Origin of the sequence: Kiloniella sp. (assembly GCF_048270245.1) — a bacterium.
Classification (GTDB): domain Bacteria; phylum Pseudomonadota; class Alphaproteobacteria; order Kiloniellales; family Kiloniellaceae; genus Kiloniella.
The window spans coordinates 322,014-336,818 of the sequence record NZ_JBLWTH010000002.1 but is presented as its reverse complement, the minus strand read 5'-3'; the positions used below and the strand labels follow the sequence as shown (position 1 = coordinate 336,818).

The 14,805-nt window shown below is 46.1% G+C and carries 12 protein-coding genes; all 12 read left to right on the top strand.

All coding sequences use genetic code 11. From position 1 onward, the window contains the following. Positions 1–3 precede the first annotated feature (3 nt). Entirely contained in the window at positions 4–1,530 is a 1,527-nt protein-coding gene (locus ACN0W5_RS06785; RefSeq protein ID WP_417453404.1) for an NADH-quinone oxidoreductase subunit M, read from the top strand. A gap of 13 nt (positions 1,531–1,543) precedes the next feature. Further along, on the top strand, positions 1,544–2,998 hold the full coding sequence (nuoN, locus tag ACN0W5_RS06780) for an NADH-quinone oxidoreductase subunit NuoN (RefSeq protein ID WP_417453403.1): 1,455 nt from the start codon (positions 1,544–1,546) through the stop codon (positions 2,996–2,998). Positions 2,999–3,002: 4 nt separating this feature from the next. Next, entirely contained in the window at positions 3,003–3,770 is a 768-nt protein-coding gene (locus ACN0W5_RS06775; RefSeq protein WP_417453402.1) for a biotin--[acetyl-CoA-carboxylase] ligase, read from the top strand. A 26-nt stretch (positions 3,771–3,796) separates the two neighbouring features. Beyond that, positions 3,797–4,573 carry a type III pantothenate kinase gene (locus ACN0W5_RS06770; protein WP_417453401.1) on the top strand — a complete coding sequence of 259 codons (777 nt, stop codon included), beginning with the start codon at positions 3,797–3,799 and terminating at the stop codon, positions 4,571–4,573. Between the two features lie 12 nt (positions 4,574–4,585). Next, positions 4,586–6,271: a ribonuclease J gene (locus ACN0W5_RS06765; protein ID WP_417453400.1), complete on the top strand. Its 1,686-nt coding sequence runs from the start codon at positions 4,586–4,588 to the stop codon at positions 6,269–6,271. A gap of 13 nt (positions 6,272–6,284) precedes the next feature. Further along, complete coding sequence (gene mce / locus ACN0W5_RS06760) at positions 6,285–6,689, top strand: methylmalonyl-CoA epimerase (RefSeq protein WP_417453399.1); 405 nt, start codon at positions 6,285–6,287, stop codon at positions 6,687–6,689. Positions 6,690–6,707: 18 nt separating this feature from the next. Next, positions 6,708–6,950 (top strand): DUF1467 family protein, encoded by a 243-nt coding sequence (locus ACN0W5_RS06755; protein WP_299379963.1) that lies wholly within the window; start codon positions 6,708–6,710, stop codon positions 6,948–6,950. Between the two features lie 179 nt (positions 6,951–7,129). Further along, positions 7,130–7,519 carry a hypothetical protein gene (locus ACN0W5_RS06750; protein WP_417453398.1) on the top strand — a complete coding sequence of 130 codons (390 nt, stop codon included), beginning with the start codon at positions 7,130–7,132 and terminating at the stop codon, positions 7,517–7,519. Between the two features lie 173 nt (positions 7,520–7,692). Then, positions 7,693–9,012, top strand: coding sequence for a proline--tRNA ligase (gene proS, locus ACN0W5_RS06745; RefSeq protein ID WP_417453397.1), 1,320 nt, complete (start codon positions 7,693–7,695; stop codon positions 9,010–9,012). Positions 9,013–9,038: 26 nt separating this feature from the next. Further along, the gene (locus tag ACN0W5_RS06740; RefSeq protein WP_417453584.1) at positions 9,039–10,283 is read left to right on the top strand and encodes a lipoprotein-releasing ABC transporter permease subunit; all 1,245 of its coding nucleotides are present in this window, start codon (positions 9,039–9,041) and stop codon (positions 10,281–10,283) included. Continuing rightward, the gene (locus ACN0W5_RS06735) at positions 10,276–10,956 is read left to right on the top strand and encodes an ABC transporter ATP-binding protein (RefSeq protein WP_299376302.1); all 681 of its coding nucleotides are present in this window, start codon (positions 10,276–10,278) and stop codon (positions 10,954–10,956) included. The genes ACN0W5_RS06740 and ACN0W5_RS06735 overlap by 8 nt, the downstream gene beginning before the upstream one ends. Before the next feature lie 189 nt (positions 10,957–11,145). Then, complete coding sequence (gene dnaE, locus ACN0W5_RS06730; protein WP_417453396.1) at positions 11,146–14,631, top strand: DNA polymerase III subunit alpha; 3,486 nt, start codon at positions 11,146–11,148, stop codon at positions 14,629–14,631. Positions 14,632–14,805 lie beyond the last annotated feature (174 nt).

Below are 14,805 nucleotides of genomic sequence, written 5' to 3'. Positions count from 1 at the left end.
GCTATGCAAGATCATATTCTCTCAATTGTGACCTTTGCCCCTTTGTTGGGTGCGCTTATCATTCTTCTTATCCGGGGGGATAATGAAGAGGCAGTTGCTAAAAACTCACGCTGGGTTGCCCTTTGGGTATCTGGGGTGACGTTCGCGGTTTCTCTTCTTCTCTGGACAGGATTTGAACGTGGAACTGCCGAGTTCCAGTTTGTGGAAGACGTTGAATGGATGCCTTCGCTTGGTCTGTCCTATCGGATGGGTGTCGATGGTATCTCTGTTCTCTTTGTTCTGCTTTCAACACTTCTGACGCCAATTTGCATTATCTCTTCATGGGGTGCTGTGAACAAACGTGTGAAGGAATACATGGTTTCTTTCCTTATTCTTGAAACCATGATGGTCGGCATGTTCTGTGCGCTTGATATTGTTGTCTTCTACATCTTCTTCGAAGGTGTGTTGATCCCGATGTTCCTGATCATTGGTGTCTGGGGCGGTGCGCGTCGTGTTTATGCGGCTTTCAAACTGTTCCTCTATACACTTGCAGGATCTGTATTGATGCTGGTTGCCATTCTGGCAATGTATTCATTCGCAGGTACAACGGATATCACGGCGTTGATGACAACCACTTTTCCGTCTGAAATGCAGAAGTGGCTTTGGATAGCCTTCTTTGCTTCCTTTGCGGTTAAGGTGCCGATGTGGCCCGTTCATACATGGTTGCCAGACGCACACGTGGAAGCCCCAACAGCTGGATCTGTTATTCTTGCCGGGGTTCTATTGAAAATGGGGGCTTATGGCTTCCTGCGTTTCTCGCTACCAATGATGCCTGAAGCCTCTGTATACTTCACACCTTTGGTTTATACGCTTTCTATTGTTGCGGTGATCTATACATCACTTGTTGCTTTGGCGCAGGAAGATATGAAAAAGCTGATTGCTTATTCTTCTGTTGCACATATGGGCTATGTGACAATCGGTATCTTTGCCGCGAACCAACAAGGTATCGAAGGCGCAATCTATCAGATGCTGTCACATGGTGTTGTTTCTGCGGCACTCTTCCTTTGTGTTGGCGTTATCTATGACCGTATGCATACACGTATGATTGCGGCGTATGGTGGCGTTGTGGACAGGATGCCTGTCTATGCCCTGATGTTCATGGTCTTTATGCTTGCGTCAGTCGGCTTGCCAGGAACAGGTGGTTTTGTTGGCGAATTTCTTGTTTTGGTCGGGGCGTTTAAAGCAAACACATGGGTTGCTGCACTTGCTGCAACAGGTATGGTCTTGGGCGCAGCCTACATGCTTTACCTTTATCGCAAGGTAATCTTCGGGAAACTGGAAAAAGATGATGTGAAAGCACTTCTGGATCTCAACTGGAGAGAAAAAGCTGTCTTTGCACCTTTGATCATTCTTACACTCTGGATGGGGATTTATCCGCCGAGCTTTCTGGATATCATGTCTGCATCAGTAAGTAATCTTGTCACTAACTATGAGACTGCAATCGCAGCCTCGAACGCCGCGCCGATGTTTGCGCAGGTCTTTGGTCAATAGAGGGGCTATCAAGATGATCACAACAGATCTATCAATGGCATTGCCCGAGATTTTCCTGGCATGTTCTGCAACGGTGCTGCTGCTTTACGGAGCTTATGCAGGAAATAAAACAGCTGGTTTTGTTTCGGCTTTGTCGGTTGCTGTCATTGCTGTCGCTTTCGGCCTGATCTTCTTTGGCGGTCAAAAACAAGGTTTAGCATTCGGTGGCCTCTTTGTTGTTGATGCCTATGCGAACTATATGAAACTTGTTGCTTTGACGGCATCTGGCTTTGGTATTTTGATGACCCAGCGCTTCGTTGAACGTGAAGGCATGGCAAGGTTTGAAATTCCTGTGCTGATGGTCTTGGCGACGCTCGGCATGATGATGATGATCTCGTCAAATGACTTGATGTCACTATATGTCGGTCTGGAACTTCAAAGCTTGGCACTTTATGTCATTGCTGCTATTCGCCGTGAAAACCTGCGTTCTTCAGAAGCTGGCTTGAAGTACTTTGTGCTCGGCGCCTTGTCTTCGGGGATGTTGTTGTACGGTTGTTCCATGATCTATGGGTTTACCGGAACCACAGACTTTGACACGCTGGGAACTGTTATTTCTGGCCTTGCTGCTGGAGATCAGTCTCCACAGGTTGGTCTTGTTGTTGGCTTGGTTTTTGTTTGTGCCGCCATTGCGTTCAAGATTTCTGCGGTACCATTCCATATGTGGACACCGGATGTTTACGAGGGCGCACCAACCCCTGTGACAGCCTTTTTCGCGTCTGCCCCAAAAGTTGCAGCCATCGCACTTTTTGCCAGATTGCTAAGTGATCCATTTGGATCATTGGTCGCGGAATGGCAACAGATCATTGTGTTTGTGGCGCTTGCATCCATGATTTTGGGTTCTCTTGCTGCGATCAAGCAAACCAATATCAAACGTCTGATGGCCTATAGTTCTATTGGTAATATTGGTTATGCGTTGGTTGGTTTGGCTGCTGGAACGCAGGCGGGTGTTGAAGGTCTTGTCATTTACATGACGATTTACATCTTCATGAACATGGGAACCTTTGCGTGTATTCTTAGCATGCGCCAGAAAGGTACCATGGTCGAAGAGATTGATGACCTCAAAGGCTTGAGTAAAACCAGCCCAGCGATGGCGCTGGCCTTGACAATCTTTATGTTCTCAATGGCTGGTATTCCGCCACTCGCTGGTTTCTTTGCAAAGTACGTGGTTTTTGCTGCTGCTGTTGATGCCGGACTGACAACATTGGCTGTGATTGGTATTTTGACTTCTGTAATCGGAGCGTTCTATTACCTCCGCATTATTAAAGTGATGTACTTTGATGAGCCAAGTGGATCTTTCGACAAACCTATTGGTGCTGAAATGACATTGGTATTGACAGTAACAACTGCTTTTGTCGTGTTCTTTATTCTGTTCTCATCACCAATTATGGATGGTGCAGCGGTTGCTGCTTCGGCTCTCTTTGCCGGGTAAAGATATGAAAGAGGGAACCTCATCCCTTGTCATTCCATCTTCTTTTGCAGTGATCTGCAAAGAAGATGTAGGTAGTACAAATGATGAGGTTCGTCTTCTTGCTGAACAGGGGGCCCAAGACGGAACAATCGTCTGGGCCCTTCGTCAATCTGCGGGCCGGGGAAGACAAGGGCGAACATGGGTTAGTCCTGTCGGCAATCTTTATTTTTCGACACTTTTGCGCCCTGAGAAATCTATTGCTGAAGCCGCTAACCTAAGCTTTGTTGCATCTTTGGCCCTGTCCGATGCCATACGTCAACTGGATCGTAAGCTTGTGCCTGGCTTGAAGTGGCCTAATGATGTTTTGCTCTCTGGTAAAAAAGTGTCCGGTATCCTGCTTGAGAGTAAAGCGGATCGTTCTGGCGAGCTCGATTATCTGATCATGGGGATCGGCGTTAATCTGGAACACTATCCGGATGATGCTCGTTATCCTGCGACCAGTTTGCGTGAACAGGGGCTGTCAGATGATATCGGAGCCGATAAATTGTTGGAAAGCTTTATCAATAGTTTTGACGCCAGATACAAACTATGGAAGAAAGAGGGCTTCGATAGTGTGCGGTCAGCTTGGCTGGATCAGGCACATGGTTTAGGTGAAAAAATTTACGTCAGGCTTCCCGGCGAAACACTTTCCGGCCGCTTTGTCACCATCGACAAAGATGGTGCACTGGACTTGGATCTGGAAAATGGCAAACAGCGGTTGGTTACCGCAGGGGACGTCTTCTTTGCTTCTTGAAACCGAGATAGACACCGAGACAGATAATGCTGCTTGTTATTGATTCAGGTAATACAAATGTGGTTTTTGCCATTTATGACGGGCATGACCAAAAAGGCTATTGGCGCGCGACCAGTGACAGTAAAAAAACGGCTGATGAATATGCCGTCTGGTTAACGCAGCTTATGGCTTTAAAAGGACTGGAGCCAAAAGACATAACGGGTGCGATCCTTGCCAATGTTGTTCCTGCGTCAAACTATAATCTCAAAACACTATGCCAGAGCTATTTTTCCTGTACGCCGCTAATGGTTGAGTTAGGTAAAATTAATTTGGGGCTGAAAGTAAATATCGATCACCCCGAACAAGCGGGCGCTGACCGCCTTGTGAATGCGGTGGCCGGGTATCAGCGCTATGGCGGTAATCTTATTCTGATTGACTTTGGGACGGCCACCACCTTTGACATTGTTGGTGCAGATGGTGCCTATGAAGGTGGGGTTATAGCGCCGGGTGTTAACCTGTCTATTGAAGCGCTGTATATGGCGTCAGCAAAGCTCCCCCGGATCGATATCAAAGCGCCTTCACAGGTAATTGGTAAAGCAACCATCCCGGCCATGGAATCAGGCATCTTCTGGGGCTATATATCTATGGTCGAAGGCATGGTACAACGCATCCGCGATGAATACGGTACCCCGCTAAAGGTTGTTGCGACCGGTGGCCTAGCTCAGTTGTTTGATACGGCGACCGATGTCATTGATCATATTGATAAAGATGTAACTCTTCGTGGCTTGATCGCCATCTATGAATTAAATAGTCAAAAGACTTAAGTTAGGTAAGAAATGCGTAAAGCGGTTGTCGCTAAAAAAGACGAGCTCTTGTTCCTGCCTCTTGGTGGTACAGGCGAAATTGGGATGAACCTGAACCTCTATGGCCATAATGGTAAGTGGCTGATGGTAGATTTGGGGATTTCTTTTGCTGATGGGGCAAGGTATCCGGGTATTGATGTTATCATGCCTGACCCGACCTTTATTGAAGAGCAGAGAGAGAATCTCGTCGGATTGGTTCTGACCCATGCGCACGAAGATCACATCGGTGCTGTTCCACATTTGTGGTCTGAATTGCGTTGTCCGATTTATTGTACGCCTTTCACCAAATCTATGGTCTATTCCAAATTGGTTGAGGCTGGGATCGAAGATGAAGCCGAAATCACGGTTATCCCGGTTGCAGGTACTTTTACGGCGGGACCATTTGAAATCGAATTGATTTCCATGACCCATTCTATCCCAGAACCGGCTTCTCTGTTGATCAGAACAACATGTGGCACGGTTTTTCATTCCGGGGACTGGAAGTTTGATCCTGAACCTTTGGTTGGCCCGCATTATGACAAGAAGCGTCTTCAGGCTTTGGCCGATGAAGATATTCTGGCAATGATCAGTGATTCAACCAATGTGATGTCTACCAGTGAATCTGGGTCTGAAGCATCTGTTCGTAATGGGCTTATTGATGTAATCGCAAAATGCACAGGCCGTGTTGCGGTGACGTGTTTTGCAAGTAACGTCGCAAGAGTTGAATCTGTTATGAAAGCGGCAGAGATTTGCGGCCGTCGGGTTGTTCTTCTTGGGCGTTCAATGCACCGAATTTATGCTGCTGCTCGTGAGAATGGCTATCTCAAAACAGTTGCTCCTTTACTTTCTGAGGATGAATTTTCCTATATGCCCAAGGGCGAGGTTCTTGTTCTTTGTACGGGGAGCCAAGGCGAACCACGGTCTGCCTTGTCACGCTTGTCAAAGGATGGGTTCAAGCATGTATATTTGGAAGAAGATGATACGATTATCTTCTCGTCCAGAATAATTCCGGGTAACGAGACATCAATTTTCAGATTACAAAACAATCTGTCTGAACTGGGTGTTCGGGTGATCACTGATCGGGACGAACATGTTCATGTATCCGGACATCCGGGGAAAGAAGAAGTTCGCAAGCTTTATGAATGGGTGCAGCCCAAAGTCTCTGTGCCTGTTCATGGTGAAGCGCGGCATCTACGTGCCCATGCAAAACTAGCTGCTGAATGTGGTGTGAAAACTCAGATCGTGGCAAAGAATGGTCATCTTATCCGTCTGGCACCAGGTAAGGCAGAAAAGATTAAAGAAATAGATTCCGGGCTTCTCGCAATAGAAGACCGTCGCCTTATTCCAATTGATAGCCCGATTATCAAAGCGCGTCAGAAAATGATGTATAACGGATCGGCGGTTGTTTCTCTGGTTATCAATGAAGCAAACATGCTGGCTGATACGCCTCAATTGACCGTTCAGGGAATTCTTGATCTTGATGAAGAGTTTGAGGACTTTGAAGACGCAATCGATTATCTGAAAGATATCTTTGGCACACTGAAAAAATCTGAAATGAAAAATGACAGTATTATTCGCGAAGTTGCTATTCGCGCTGTGCGTCGTCATTTTAGCAAAATTTATGATAAGAAGCCTGTAACGGATGTACATATTATCCGTTTGGCTTCTTATCTGGATTAAAAGAGGTTTAACAATGATTGGTCGTTTAAATCATGTTGCGATTGCTGTTCCCGATTTGAATGCAGCGGTTGCCCAGTATCGTGATGTGTTGGGGGCGGAAGTGACCGAAGCGGTTGATCAGCCCGATCATGGTGTAACAGTCGTCTTTGTCAATCTTCCCAATACCAAAATAGAATTTCTTTATCCTTTGGGTGAGAATTCACCAATAGGCAATTTTCTGGAAAAGAACCCCGCAGGTGGTATTCATCATATCTGTTATGAAGTTGATGATATTGTTATCGCTCGGGATAAGCTTAAAGCAGAAGGCGCTAGGGTGCTTGGGGACGGCGAACCTAAAATAGGGGCGCATAACAAACCAGTCCTTTTCCTGCATCCAAAAGATTTTTGTGGAACCCTTGTTGAGCTGGAACAGGCTTAGGTTGAGAGAGAATTAAAGATGAACTGGGTTACGGGTATTCTTGTTTACGTTATTATTTGGTGGTTGATATTTTTTATGGCGCTTCCCTTTGGTGTTCGAGCCGAAGAAAATCCTGAAGTTGGTCATGAACCCTCAGCCCCGAAAAATCCGATGCTTCTGCGTAAGGCCCTTATCACGAGTGCCATCGCAGCTGTTTTGTGGGGCGTTGCTTATTACGTTATTACTAATCAATTGATCACAATTGGTGAGTTAGCCTATTAATTGTAATGAGTAATAGATAAAGCATTATAGATTTATAAACGGCCTGTTGATATTATTACCAGCAGGCCGTTTTTTTTGACTCATCTTCTTAATATGGTGTGATAATGCATTGTTATTATTGTTTTTATCTGGTTAAAAATTTTCGTTCATTCGCGTCGGCATCTATTTGTGCGCTTATCTTGGCGCCACCCGCGTACGCGGAAGTAAGTTCATTGGAAAATGGCGTAATAACGATTGAGGAAGACGATTGTCGTCGTTTGATGTTACACCATCCAAGCGATGATGTTGCCTATACGCCCGGCGTAAGTAAAAGAGGGAAAAAAATTGTCCCGGCGGATTTGAATGCACAGCCAATCGTTCTTCCCGAAATCATTCGAATTCCGATAACTATTGATATGTTCGAGCGCTATAATATTCCCGCAAACAAAGCCAATTTTGAAGCAGATGCCGAGATCGGTGTTGTTGAAGTACACAAAAATGGCGAAGCTTTTTTCAATGGCCAGCGGCTTCAAAGTGAAGAACAGAGAGAGTTATCCCTGAAGTGTCAGGAAATATTAGACCGCGAGTAGTTTCGTGGTTATCGCCTGATATCATAAACAGGCTAAAATTTCTTAGGAAAAGCTTGTTTTTCTGTCATGGACAAGTGCCATTTCATCCCATATATATGACCGCATACTTTTCAGTCCTATAACTGAATTGTTCCTTATTTATTATTGATCTCATAGCATTCCAGGATATCCAGATGCGCCTTTCTGCTTATTTCCTTCCAACACTGAAGGAAAACCCAACCGAGGCACAGATTGTCTCTCACCGTTATATGTTGCGTGCGGGCATGATCCGTCAGGCTACATCTGGAATTTATTCTTGGTTACCGATGGGCTTGAAAGTCCTTCGTAAGGTCGAGCAGATTATCCGCGAAGAACAAAACCGGGCAGGGGCGCAGGAAATCCTGATGCCGACCATCCAGCCTGCTGATTTGTGGCGCAAGTCTGGCCGTTATGATGATTACGGCAAAGAAATGCTGCGTATCGAAGATCGTCACGGTCGGGACATGCTCTATGGGCCAACCAATGAAGAGATGGTCACAGAAATCTTTGCCAATGCGGTAAAGAGCTACAAAGATCTGCCGAAAAATCTCTATCACATTCAGTGGAAATTCCGTGACGAAGTTCGCCCGCGTTTTGGTGTGATGCGTGGTCGCGAATTCTTTATGAAAGATGCCTATTCTTTCGATATTGATTTTGAATCGGCCAAAGCCGCGTACAACCGGATGTTTGTTTCCTACCTGCGCACCTTTGAGCGCCTGGGATTGCGGGCCATTCCAATGGCTGCTGACACAGGACCAATCGGCGGAGACCTCAGTCACGAGTTTATCATTCTTGCCGATACAGGTGAGTCCGAAGTGTTCTGTCACTCTGACTTTTTGGAAAAAGCATCTCCTTCTGCTGATGTTGATTACAGCGGTGATTTGCAGCCAATTGTTGATGACTGGACCAGCATCTATGCGGCAACAGATGAAATGTACGTCAAAGAAGACTTTGAAGGATCTGTTCTTGAAGACAAGAGAATGCAGTGCCGCGGCATTGAGGTCGGACATATCTTCCACTTTGGTACAAAATACTCTGAGCCAATGGGGGCTTATGTCCTTAACAGCGAAGGTGAAAACGTTCCTGTCTTTATGGGCTCTTATGGTATCGGTGTTTCCCGTCTCTTGGGCGCTATTATCGAAGCCAGTCACGATGAAAACGGTATTATCTGGCCGGAAGCAGTGGCACCTTACCAAGTTGGCTTGATCAATCTGAAAGCCAAAGATGAAGCCTGTGCCAAGGCTTGTGATGATCTTTATCAGAAGTTTAATACTGCTGGAGTTGATTGCCTTTACGATGATCGTGATACCTCTGCGGGGGCTAAATTCAAAGACATGGATCTGATCGGTTTGCCTTGGCAGATGGTTATCGGACCACGTGGCCTTAAAAATGGCGTAGTTGAGTTGAAAAATCGTAAGACTGGTGAGAAAGAAGAGCTAACATTGGAAGCTGCGCTTTCTAAATTAGGCCTTTAGGATTTAGACGGGAAGAGAGATAGTTGATGGTTTTTGGTGCTTTTGAGCGCATGGTGGCCTTACGCTACCTCCGTTCCCGTCGTAAAGAAGGGTTTATTTCAGTCATTGCAGGCTTTTCCCTAGTTGGTATTGCCTTGGGCGTTGCGACTTTGATTATTGTGATGTCCGTCATGAACGGGTTCCGTCAAGAGCTTCTTGGCCGGATACTCGGGGTTAATGGTCATTTGGCTGTGGTCGGGGTTCAGGGTGATCTTGTTGACTATAAAACGATCGCTGAACGGATAAGCGCCCTATCCAGTGTGACAAGTGCAACTCCGCAGGTGCAGGGGCAAGTCATGGTCACGGCCAGCGGTACAGCTACGGGTGGTTTGGTCCGTGGCATGGCACCAAAAGATCTCAAAGCACGTAAGTTGATTGCGGAAAAAATTGTCGCTGGATCGCTGAATGATTTTACTGGTGATAATGTTGTAATCGGGGAACGTTTGGCGAGAAGTTTACGTCTCGGTGTTGGGGATAAAATTACCCTGGTATCCCCGAATAGCTCGGTCACTGTCTTCGGTTCTATTCCACGCCTTAAGGCCTATACCATTGCAGCCCTTTTTGACATCGGGATGTATGAATACGACAGCAGTTTTATCTACATGACGCTTGATGCTGCGCAGATCTTTTTTGAGTTACCAGAAATGGTAAATACGATTGAGGTTTTTGTTGATAACCCGGATCTGACGAATGCGGTGCGTCGGGATATACACAACACAATAGGCACAGGGATCGTTACGCGAGATTGGCAGCAAAGTAACGCCAGCTTCTTTAATGCTATTCAGGTTGAACGCAATGTTATGTTCTTGATCCTGTCGCTTATTATCCTTGTTGCTGTTTTCAATATCGTTTCCGGCCAGATCATGCTGGTTAAAGACAAGGGGCGTGATATCGCAATTCTGCGAACGATGGGGGCAACGCGGGGAATGATCCTCAGGGTTTTCTTCCTTAGTGGGGCATCTATTGGTGTTATCGGTACCTTGGCTGGATTTGTACTTGGTCTGTCCTTTGCAGAAAACATCGAAACAATCCGGCAATGGCTGGAAGGTTTGTCCGGAACCAATCTTTTTGATGCCGAGATTTATTTCCTTTCCAAGCTACCAGCAGTCGTAGAGACATCCGAAGTGCTTCAGGTTGTCGGTATGGCCTTGTTCTTTTCATTCCTCGCCCCGATTTTTCCTGCGTGGCGTGCTGCGCGGTTAGATCCTGTGGAGGCAATTCGCTATGAATAAGGAAATGAAAGGTCTATCCCTTGTTGGTGTTAATAAAACCTATAAACAAGGGGCGAAAGAACTTCATGTTCTTAATGATGTCAGTTTTGATATCAGGCCGGGTGAACTGGTTGCACTGATAGGCCCTTCCGGTGCTGGTAAATCAACGCTTTTACACAGTGCGGGGCTTCTCGAAAAACCTGATAGCGGTGACATTCTGGTTAATGGAACGCCATCAGCTTCTCTGAATGATAAAAACAGAACATCGCTCCGTCGCGATACGATTGGTTTTGTTTATCAGTATCATCATCTCCTTCCTGAATTTTCTGCGGTGGAAAATGTTATCCTGCCACAGATGATCACCGGACTATCCCATAAAAAAGCTCATAAACGGGCGAGTGAGCTTCTGGATACGGTAGGACTTGCCGAGCGTATTTCTCACCGTCCTGCGGAATTGTCGGGTGGTGAGCAACAGCGTGTAGCAATCGCGCGAGCACTCGCAAATGCACCATCTGTTCTGCTGGCTGATGAGCCAACAGGTAATCTTGATCCGGAAACGGCTAACAGAGTTTTTGAGCTGTTGCTAAAGCTTGTTCGTTCTGTGGGGCTTACAGCCTTGATCGCAACGCACAATCATGAACTGGCCGGCCGTATGGATCGGGTTCTTCATTTTGAGAATGGTAAAGTTCGCTAAATTAATTTCTTAAAAATTTATATTAAAAATAAGCCATAGTAGATTGTTTTTAATATGAAATTGTTTGCATGAATAAAAACTCGATACCTGTTGGCTTCGGGTTTTTATTTTGCCTTTTCCAAGCTATCTGGAGTATAGCTGATCCTGAAATATTGACGTTACAGTTTTATTTAATTTGAGAGTTTCCTTATGGCGTATGCCGACTTTGTTCATCTTCGGGTTCATACCGCTTATTCCCTGTCTGAAGGCGCTATTAAGGCCAAAGAACTTGTTGAGCTGTGCAAGAAGCATGATATGCCAGCTGCTGCAATTACGGACAGTAGTAACATGTTCGGGGCTCTCGAATTTTCACTGACAGCCAAAGGTGCAGGTGTTCAGCCAATTATGGGGACGCAGTTAATGGTTGCGCGTCCCGATGCTGATAAGCGGACAGGTGCGATTGTTCCCGAGCCTGATCAATTGGTTCTCATTGCCCAAAACCAAAAGGGCTACATGAACTTGATGCACCTGATTTCTCATGCCTTTATGGAGACAGAAACAGGACTGACACCACAGGTAACTCTTGCCGATCTTGAGCGTAGTAATGAAGGTTTGATCGCCTTGAGTGCAGGTCCGAAAGGCGCTGTTGGACGTTTGTTACTGGAAAATAGAACTGCTGATGCAGAGGCTATTTTTACGCAATTGGCGGGTATTTTTCAGGGCCGTTTTTATGTAGAGCTGATGCGCCACGGGTTAGCTGAAGAGCAAGTAATTGAAGATCGTTTGATTGATCTGGCTTATAAACATTGTGTTCCGTTGGTTGCGACAAACGAGGCCTTTTTTGCCGCTGATGATATGTATCTTCCGCATGATGCTCTGATTTGTATTGCGGAAGGGGCTTACGTTTCTCAAAGTGAACGTCGCCGCTTGACGCCTGAGCATCGGTTCAAATCTGCCGATGAAATGAAGCGGCTTTTCGCGGATATACCAGAGGCTATTGAGAATACTCTAGTCATTGCGCAACGTTGTTCCTGGTTTGTAGAACCAATTGCGCCGATCTTGCCACCGTTCGACACGGGGGATGGCCGATCCGAAACCGAAGAATTACGCCATCAGTCAGAGGTCGGGCTGGATGATCGTCTGGAAAAACACGTCTTTACGGCTGATATGGATGACGCTGAGCGTGAAGAGGTGGCTAAGCCTTATCGAGAACGGCTTGAATATGAATTGGGGATCATCGAACAGATGGGTTTCCCCGGCTACTTCCTTATTGTTGCCGATTTTATTATGTGGGCAAAGGAACAAAATATTCCAGTTGGACCCGGGCGTGGATCAGGTGCGGGATCTGTCGTGGCCTGGGTTTTAACGATTACCGACCTTGATCCTTTGCGTTGGGGCTTGCTTTTCGAGAGGTTTTTGAACCCGGAACGTGTTTCCATGCCTGATTTTGATGTGGATTTCTGTCAGGACAAGCGCGACAAGGTGATCACCTACGTTCAGGATAAGTACGGGCGAGATAAGGTCGCGCAGATTATCACTTTTGGTAAGTTACAGGCGAGAGCAGCTCTCCGTGACGTTGGTCGTGTTCTGCAAATGCCATATCCACAAGTGGACCGTTTGAGTAAGCTTGTGCCGAATAACCCGGCCAAACCAACATCATTGCCAGAGGCGATTGCGCAGGAGCCTCAACTTAGAGAAATGGCCCGTACCGATGAAGCCGTTGATAATCTTTTGAACATTGCTCAAAAGATTGAAGGCCTTTACCGCCATGCATCAACCCATGCCGCGGGGGTTGTGATTGGGGATCGGCCACTTGACCAGCTGGTACCGCTTTACCGAGATCCACGTTCAGACATGCCGGTGACACAGTTCAATATGAAGTTTGTTGAACAAGCTGGTTTGGTAAAGTTCGATTTTCTAGGTTTGAAAACCTTGACTGTTTTGGAGCGCGCTTGCGAGTTTATCCGGTCTTCGGGCATACAAATTAACCTCAGTGAAGTGCCGTTGGACGATAAAGCTTCTTTTGAGTTGCTCGGGCGTGGAGATACGGTTGGTGTATTCCAGCTGGAATCCACTGGTATGCGCGATGTTCTCAAACGAATGAAACCTGATAGGTTCGAGGATATCATCGCGGTCGTGGCGTTGTATCGTCCTGGTCCGATGGAGAACATTCCAAGTTATATCCTTCGAAAAAAAGGTGAAGAGACGCCTGACTATATGCATCCCTTGATCGAGGATATCCTGAAAGAAACCTACGGGATTATGATCTATCAGGAACAGGTGATGCAGATCGCGCAGCAGCTTTCCGGTTATTCATTAGGCGGTGCGGATTTGCTGCGCCGCGCTATGGGTAAAAAAATTCAGGCAGAAATGGATGCGCAACGAAAGATCTTTGTTGAGGGGGCCGTCAAAAACGACGTTAAGGCCGCGAAGGCAGATGAGATCTTTGATCAGGTCAACAAGTTTGCAGGTTATGGTTTTAACAAAAGCCATGCCGCGGCCTATGCACTGGTCGCTTATCATACAGCTTATCTAAAGGCGAATTACCCCGTTGAGTTCATGGCGGCGACCATGACTTATGATATTTCAAATACTGATAAGCTGAATATTTTCAGGCAAGAACTGTCGCGTCTAGAGATCCCCTTGCTGGTGCCGGATATCAACAAGTCCTATGCCGAGTTTATGGTTGAAACCATAGAGGACGGGAATAAAGCGGTTCGCTATGCGATGGCGGCTGTTAAAAATGTTGGTGAGCAAGCCATTGAGAACATAACGAACGAACGAAATGAAAATGGTCCCTTCAAGGATCTGACTGATTTGGTCGGACGGGTTGATTCGAAAACCATCAATAAGCGACTGGTCGAAAACCTCTCTAAGGCTGGTGCATTTGATAGCCTGTCACCCAATAGACAACAGGTTTTCTTGGGCGCGGAAAATATTGTTCGAAATATTTCCGCAGCAGCGCAAGAAAGAGAGAGCGATCAGGTTAATCTTTTTGGTGGTGACGATAATACAACCATGATTGACCTGTCTTTACCTAAGGTGCCAGACTGGCCTGAACTGGAAAAACTAAAACATGAATTTGATGCGATCGGTTTTTATCTCTCAGCTCATCCAATTGATACCTACACCCAGATTTTAAAACGCTTGCGCGCGATCAATATTGCCGAGGCTATTGATCAAACCAAGAAATACAAAGGCCAGGGTGGTCCCCTTAAAATTGGTGCGATTGTTGTCGGTAAACAGGAACGAATTTCCAAAAAGGGCTCTAAATTTGCCTTTGTACAGATTTCTGATGCGCATGGTACGATAGAGGCCATGGTCTTCTCTAATGTACTTTTGGCCAGTCGTGAAATCCTAGAGAGTAAAGTTCCCATCTTGGCGACCCTTACTGGGGAAGTTAAGCCGGATGATGACGAACCCCGGTTTCTTCTTCAGGCGGTTACACCTCTTGATGATGCAGCCTCGTTAACAGACACGGGCCTTAAGCTATATATAAATTCTGATAAGCCCTTGGAGCCCTTGAAAACGATACTTGATAATCATGCTGTAAAGGGCCGAGGGCGTATTTCTGTTGTTTTGGGACTGAAAGATGGTCAGGAACTGGAATTGGAACTCCCAAAAGGCTATACTGTTTCGCCTTCTATTCGTCAGGCAATCAAAGCAATTGAAGGCATCGATTTGGAAGAGGTTTAATTCCTGATATATGATACTTTTGATGATATAATTATGATGAATGCATTTATGGGTGAGAAAAGACTTGCATCCTTTGCTCTAGAAGAGTATCACCCGCAACATCACTAAAACAACACGTAGGTCTAACGAGAACAGTTTGTTCGTCGTTTCTGGTGTCTCTATCTTGGATAGCGA

What these genes read in the sequence shown, in the direction of transcription:
- ACN0W5_RS06755 (WP_299379963.1), top strand. Translation starts at nt 6,708, where the DNA reads ATGAACTGGGTTACGGGTATTCTTGTTTACGTTATTATTTGGTGGTTG.
- proS (WP_417453397.1), top strand. Translation starts at nt 7,693, where the DNA reads ATGCGCCTTTCTGCTTATTTCCTTCCAACACTGAAGGAAAACCCAACC.
- mce (WP_417453399.1), top strand. Translation starts at nt 6,285, where the DNA reads ATGATTGGTCGTTTAAATCATGTTGCGATTGCTGTTCCCGATTTGAAT.
- ACN0W5_RS06740 (WP_417453584.1), top strand. Translation starts at nt 9,039, where the DNA reads ATGGTTTTTGGTGCTTTTGAGCGCATGGTGGCCTTACGCTACCTCCGT.
- ACN0W5_RS06765 (WP_417453400.1), top strand. Translation starts at nt 4,586, where the DNA reads ATGCGTAAAGCGGTTGTCGCTAAAAAAGACGAGCTCTTGTTCCTGCCT.
- dnaE (WP_417453396.1), top strand. Translation starts at nt 11,146, where the DNA reads ATGGCGTATGCCGACTTTGTTCATCTTCGGGTTCATACCGCTTATTCC.
- ACN0W5_RS06775 (WP_417453402.1), top strand. Translation starts at nt 3,003, where the DNA reads ATGAAAGAGGGAACCTCATCCCTTGTCATTCCATCTTCTTTTGCAGTG.
- ACN0W5_RS06785 (WP_417453404.1), top strand. Translation starts at nt 4, where the DNA reads ATGCAAGATCATATTCTCTCAATTGTGACCTTTGCCCCTTTGTTGGGT.
- nuoN (WP_417453403.1), top strand. Translation starts at nt 1,544, where the DNA reads ATGATCACAACAGATCTATCAATGGCATTGCCCGAGATTTTCCTGGCA.
- ACN0W5_RS06735 (WP_299376302.1), top strand. Translation starts at nt 10,276, where the DNA reads ATGAATAAGGAAATGAAAGGTCTATCCCTTGTTGGTGTTAATAAAACC.
- ACN0W5_RS06770 (WP_417453401.1), top strand. Translation starts at nt 3,797, where the DNA reads ATGCTGCTTGTTATTGATTCAGGTAATACAAATGTGGTTTTTGCCATT.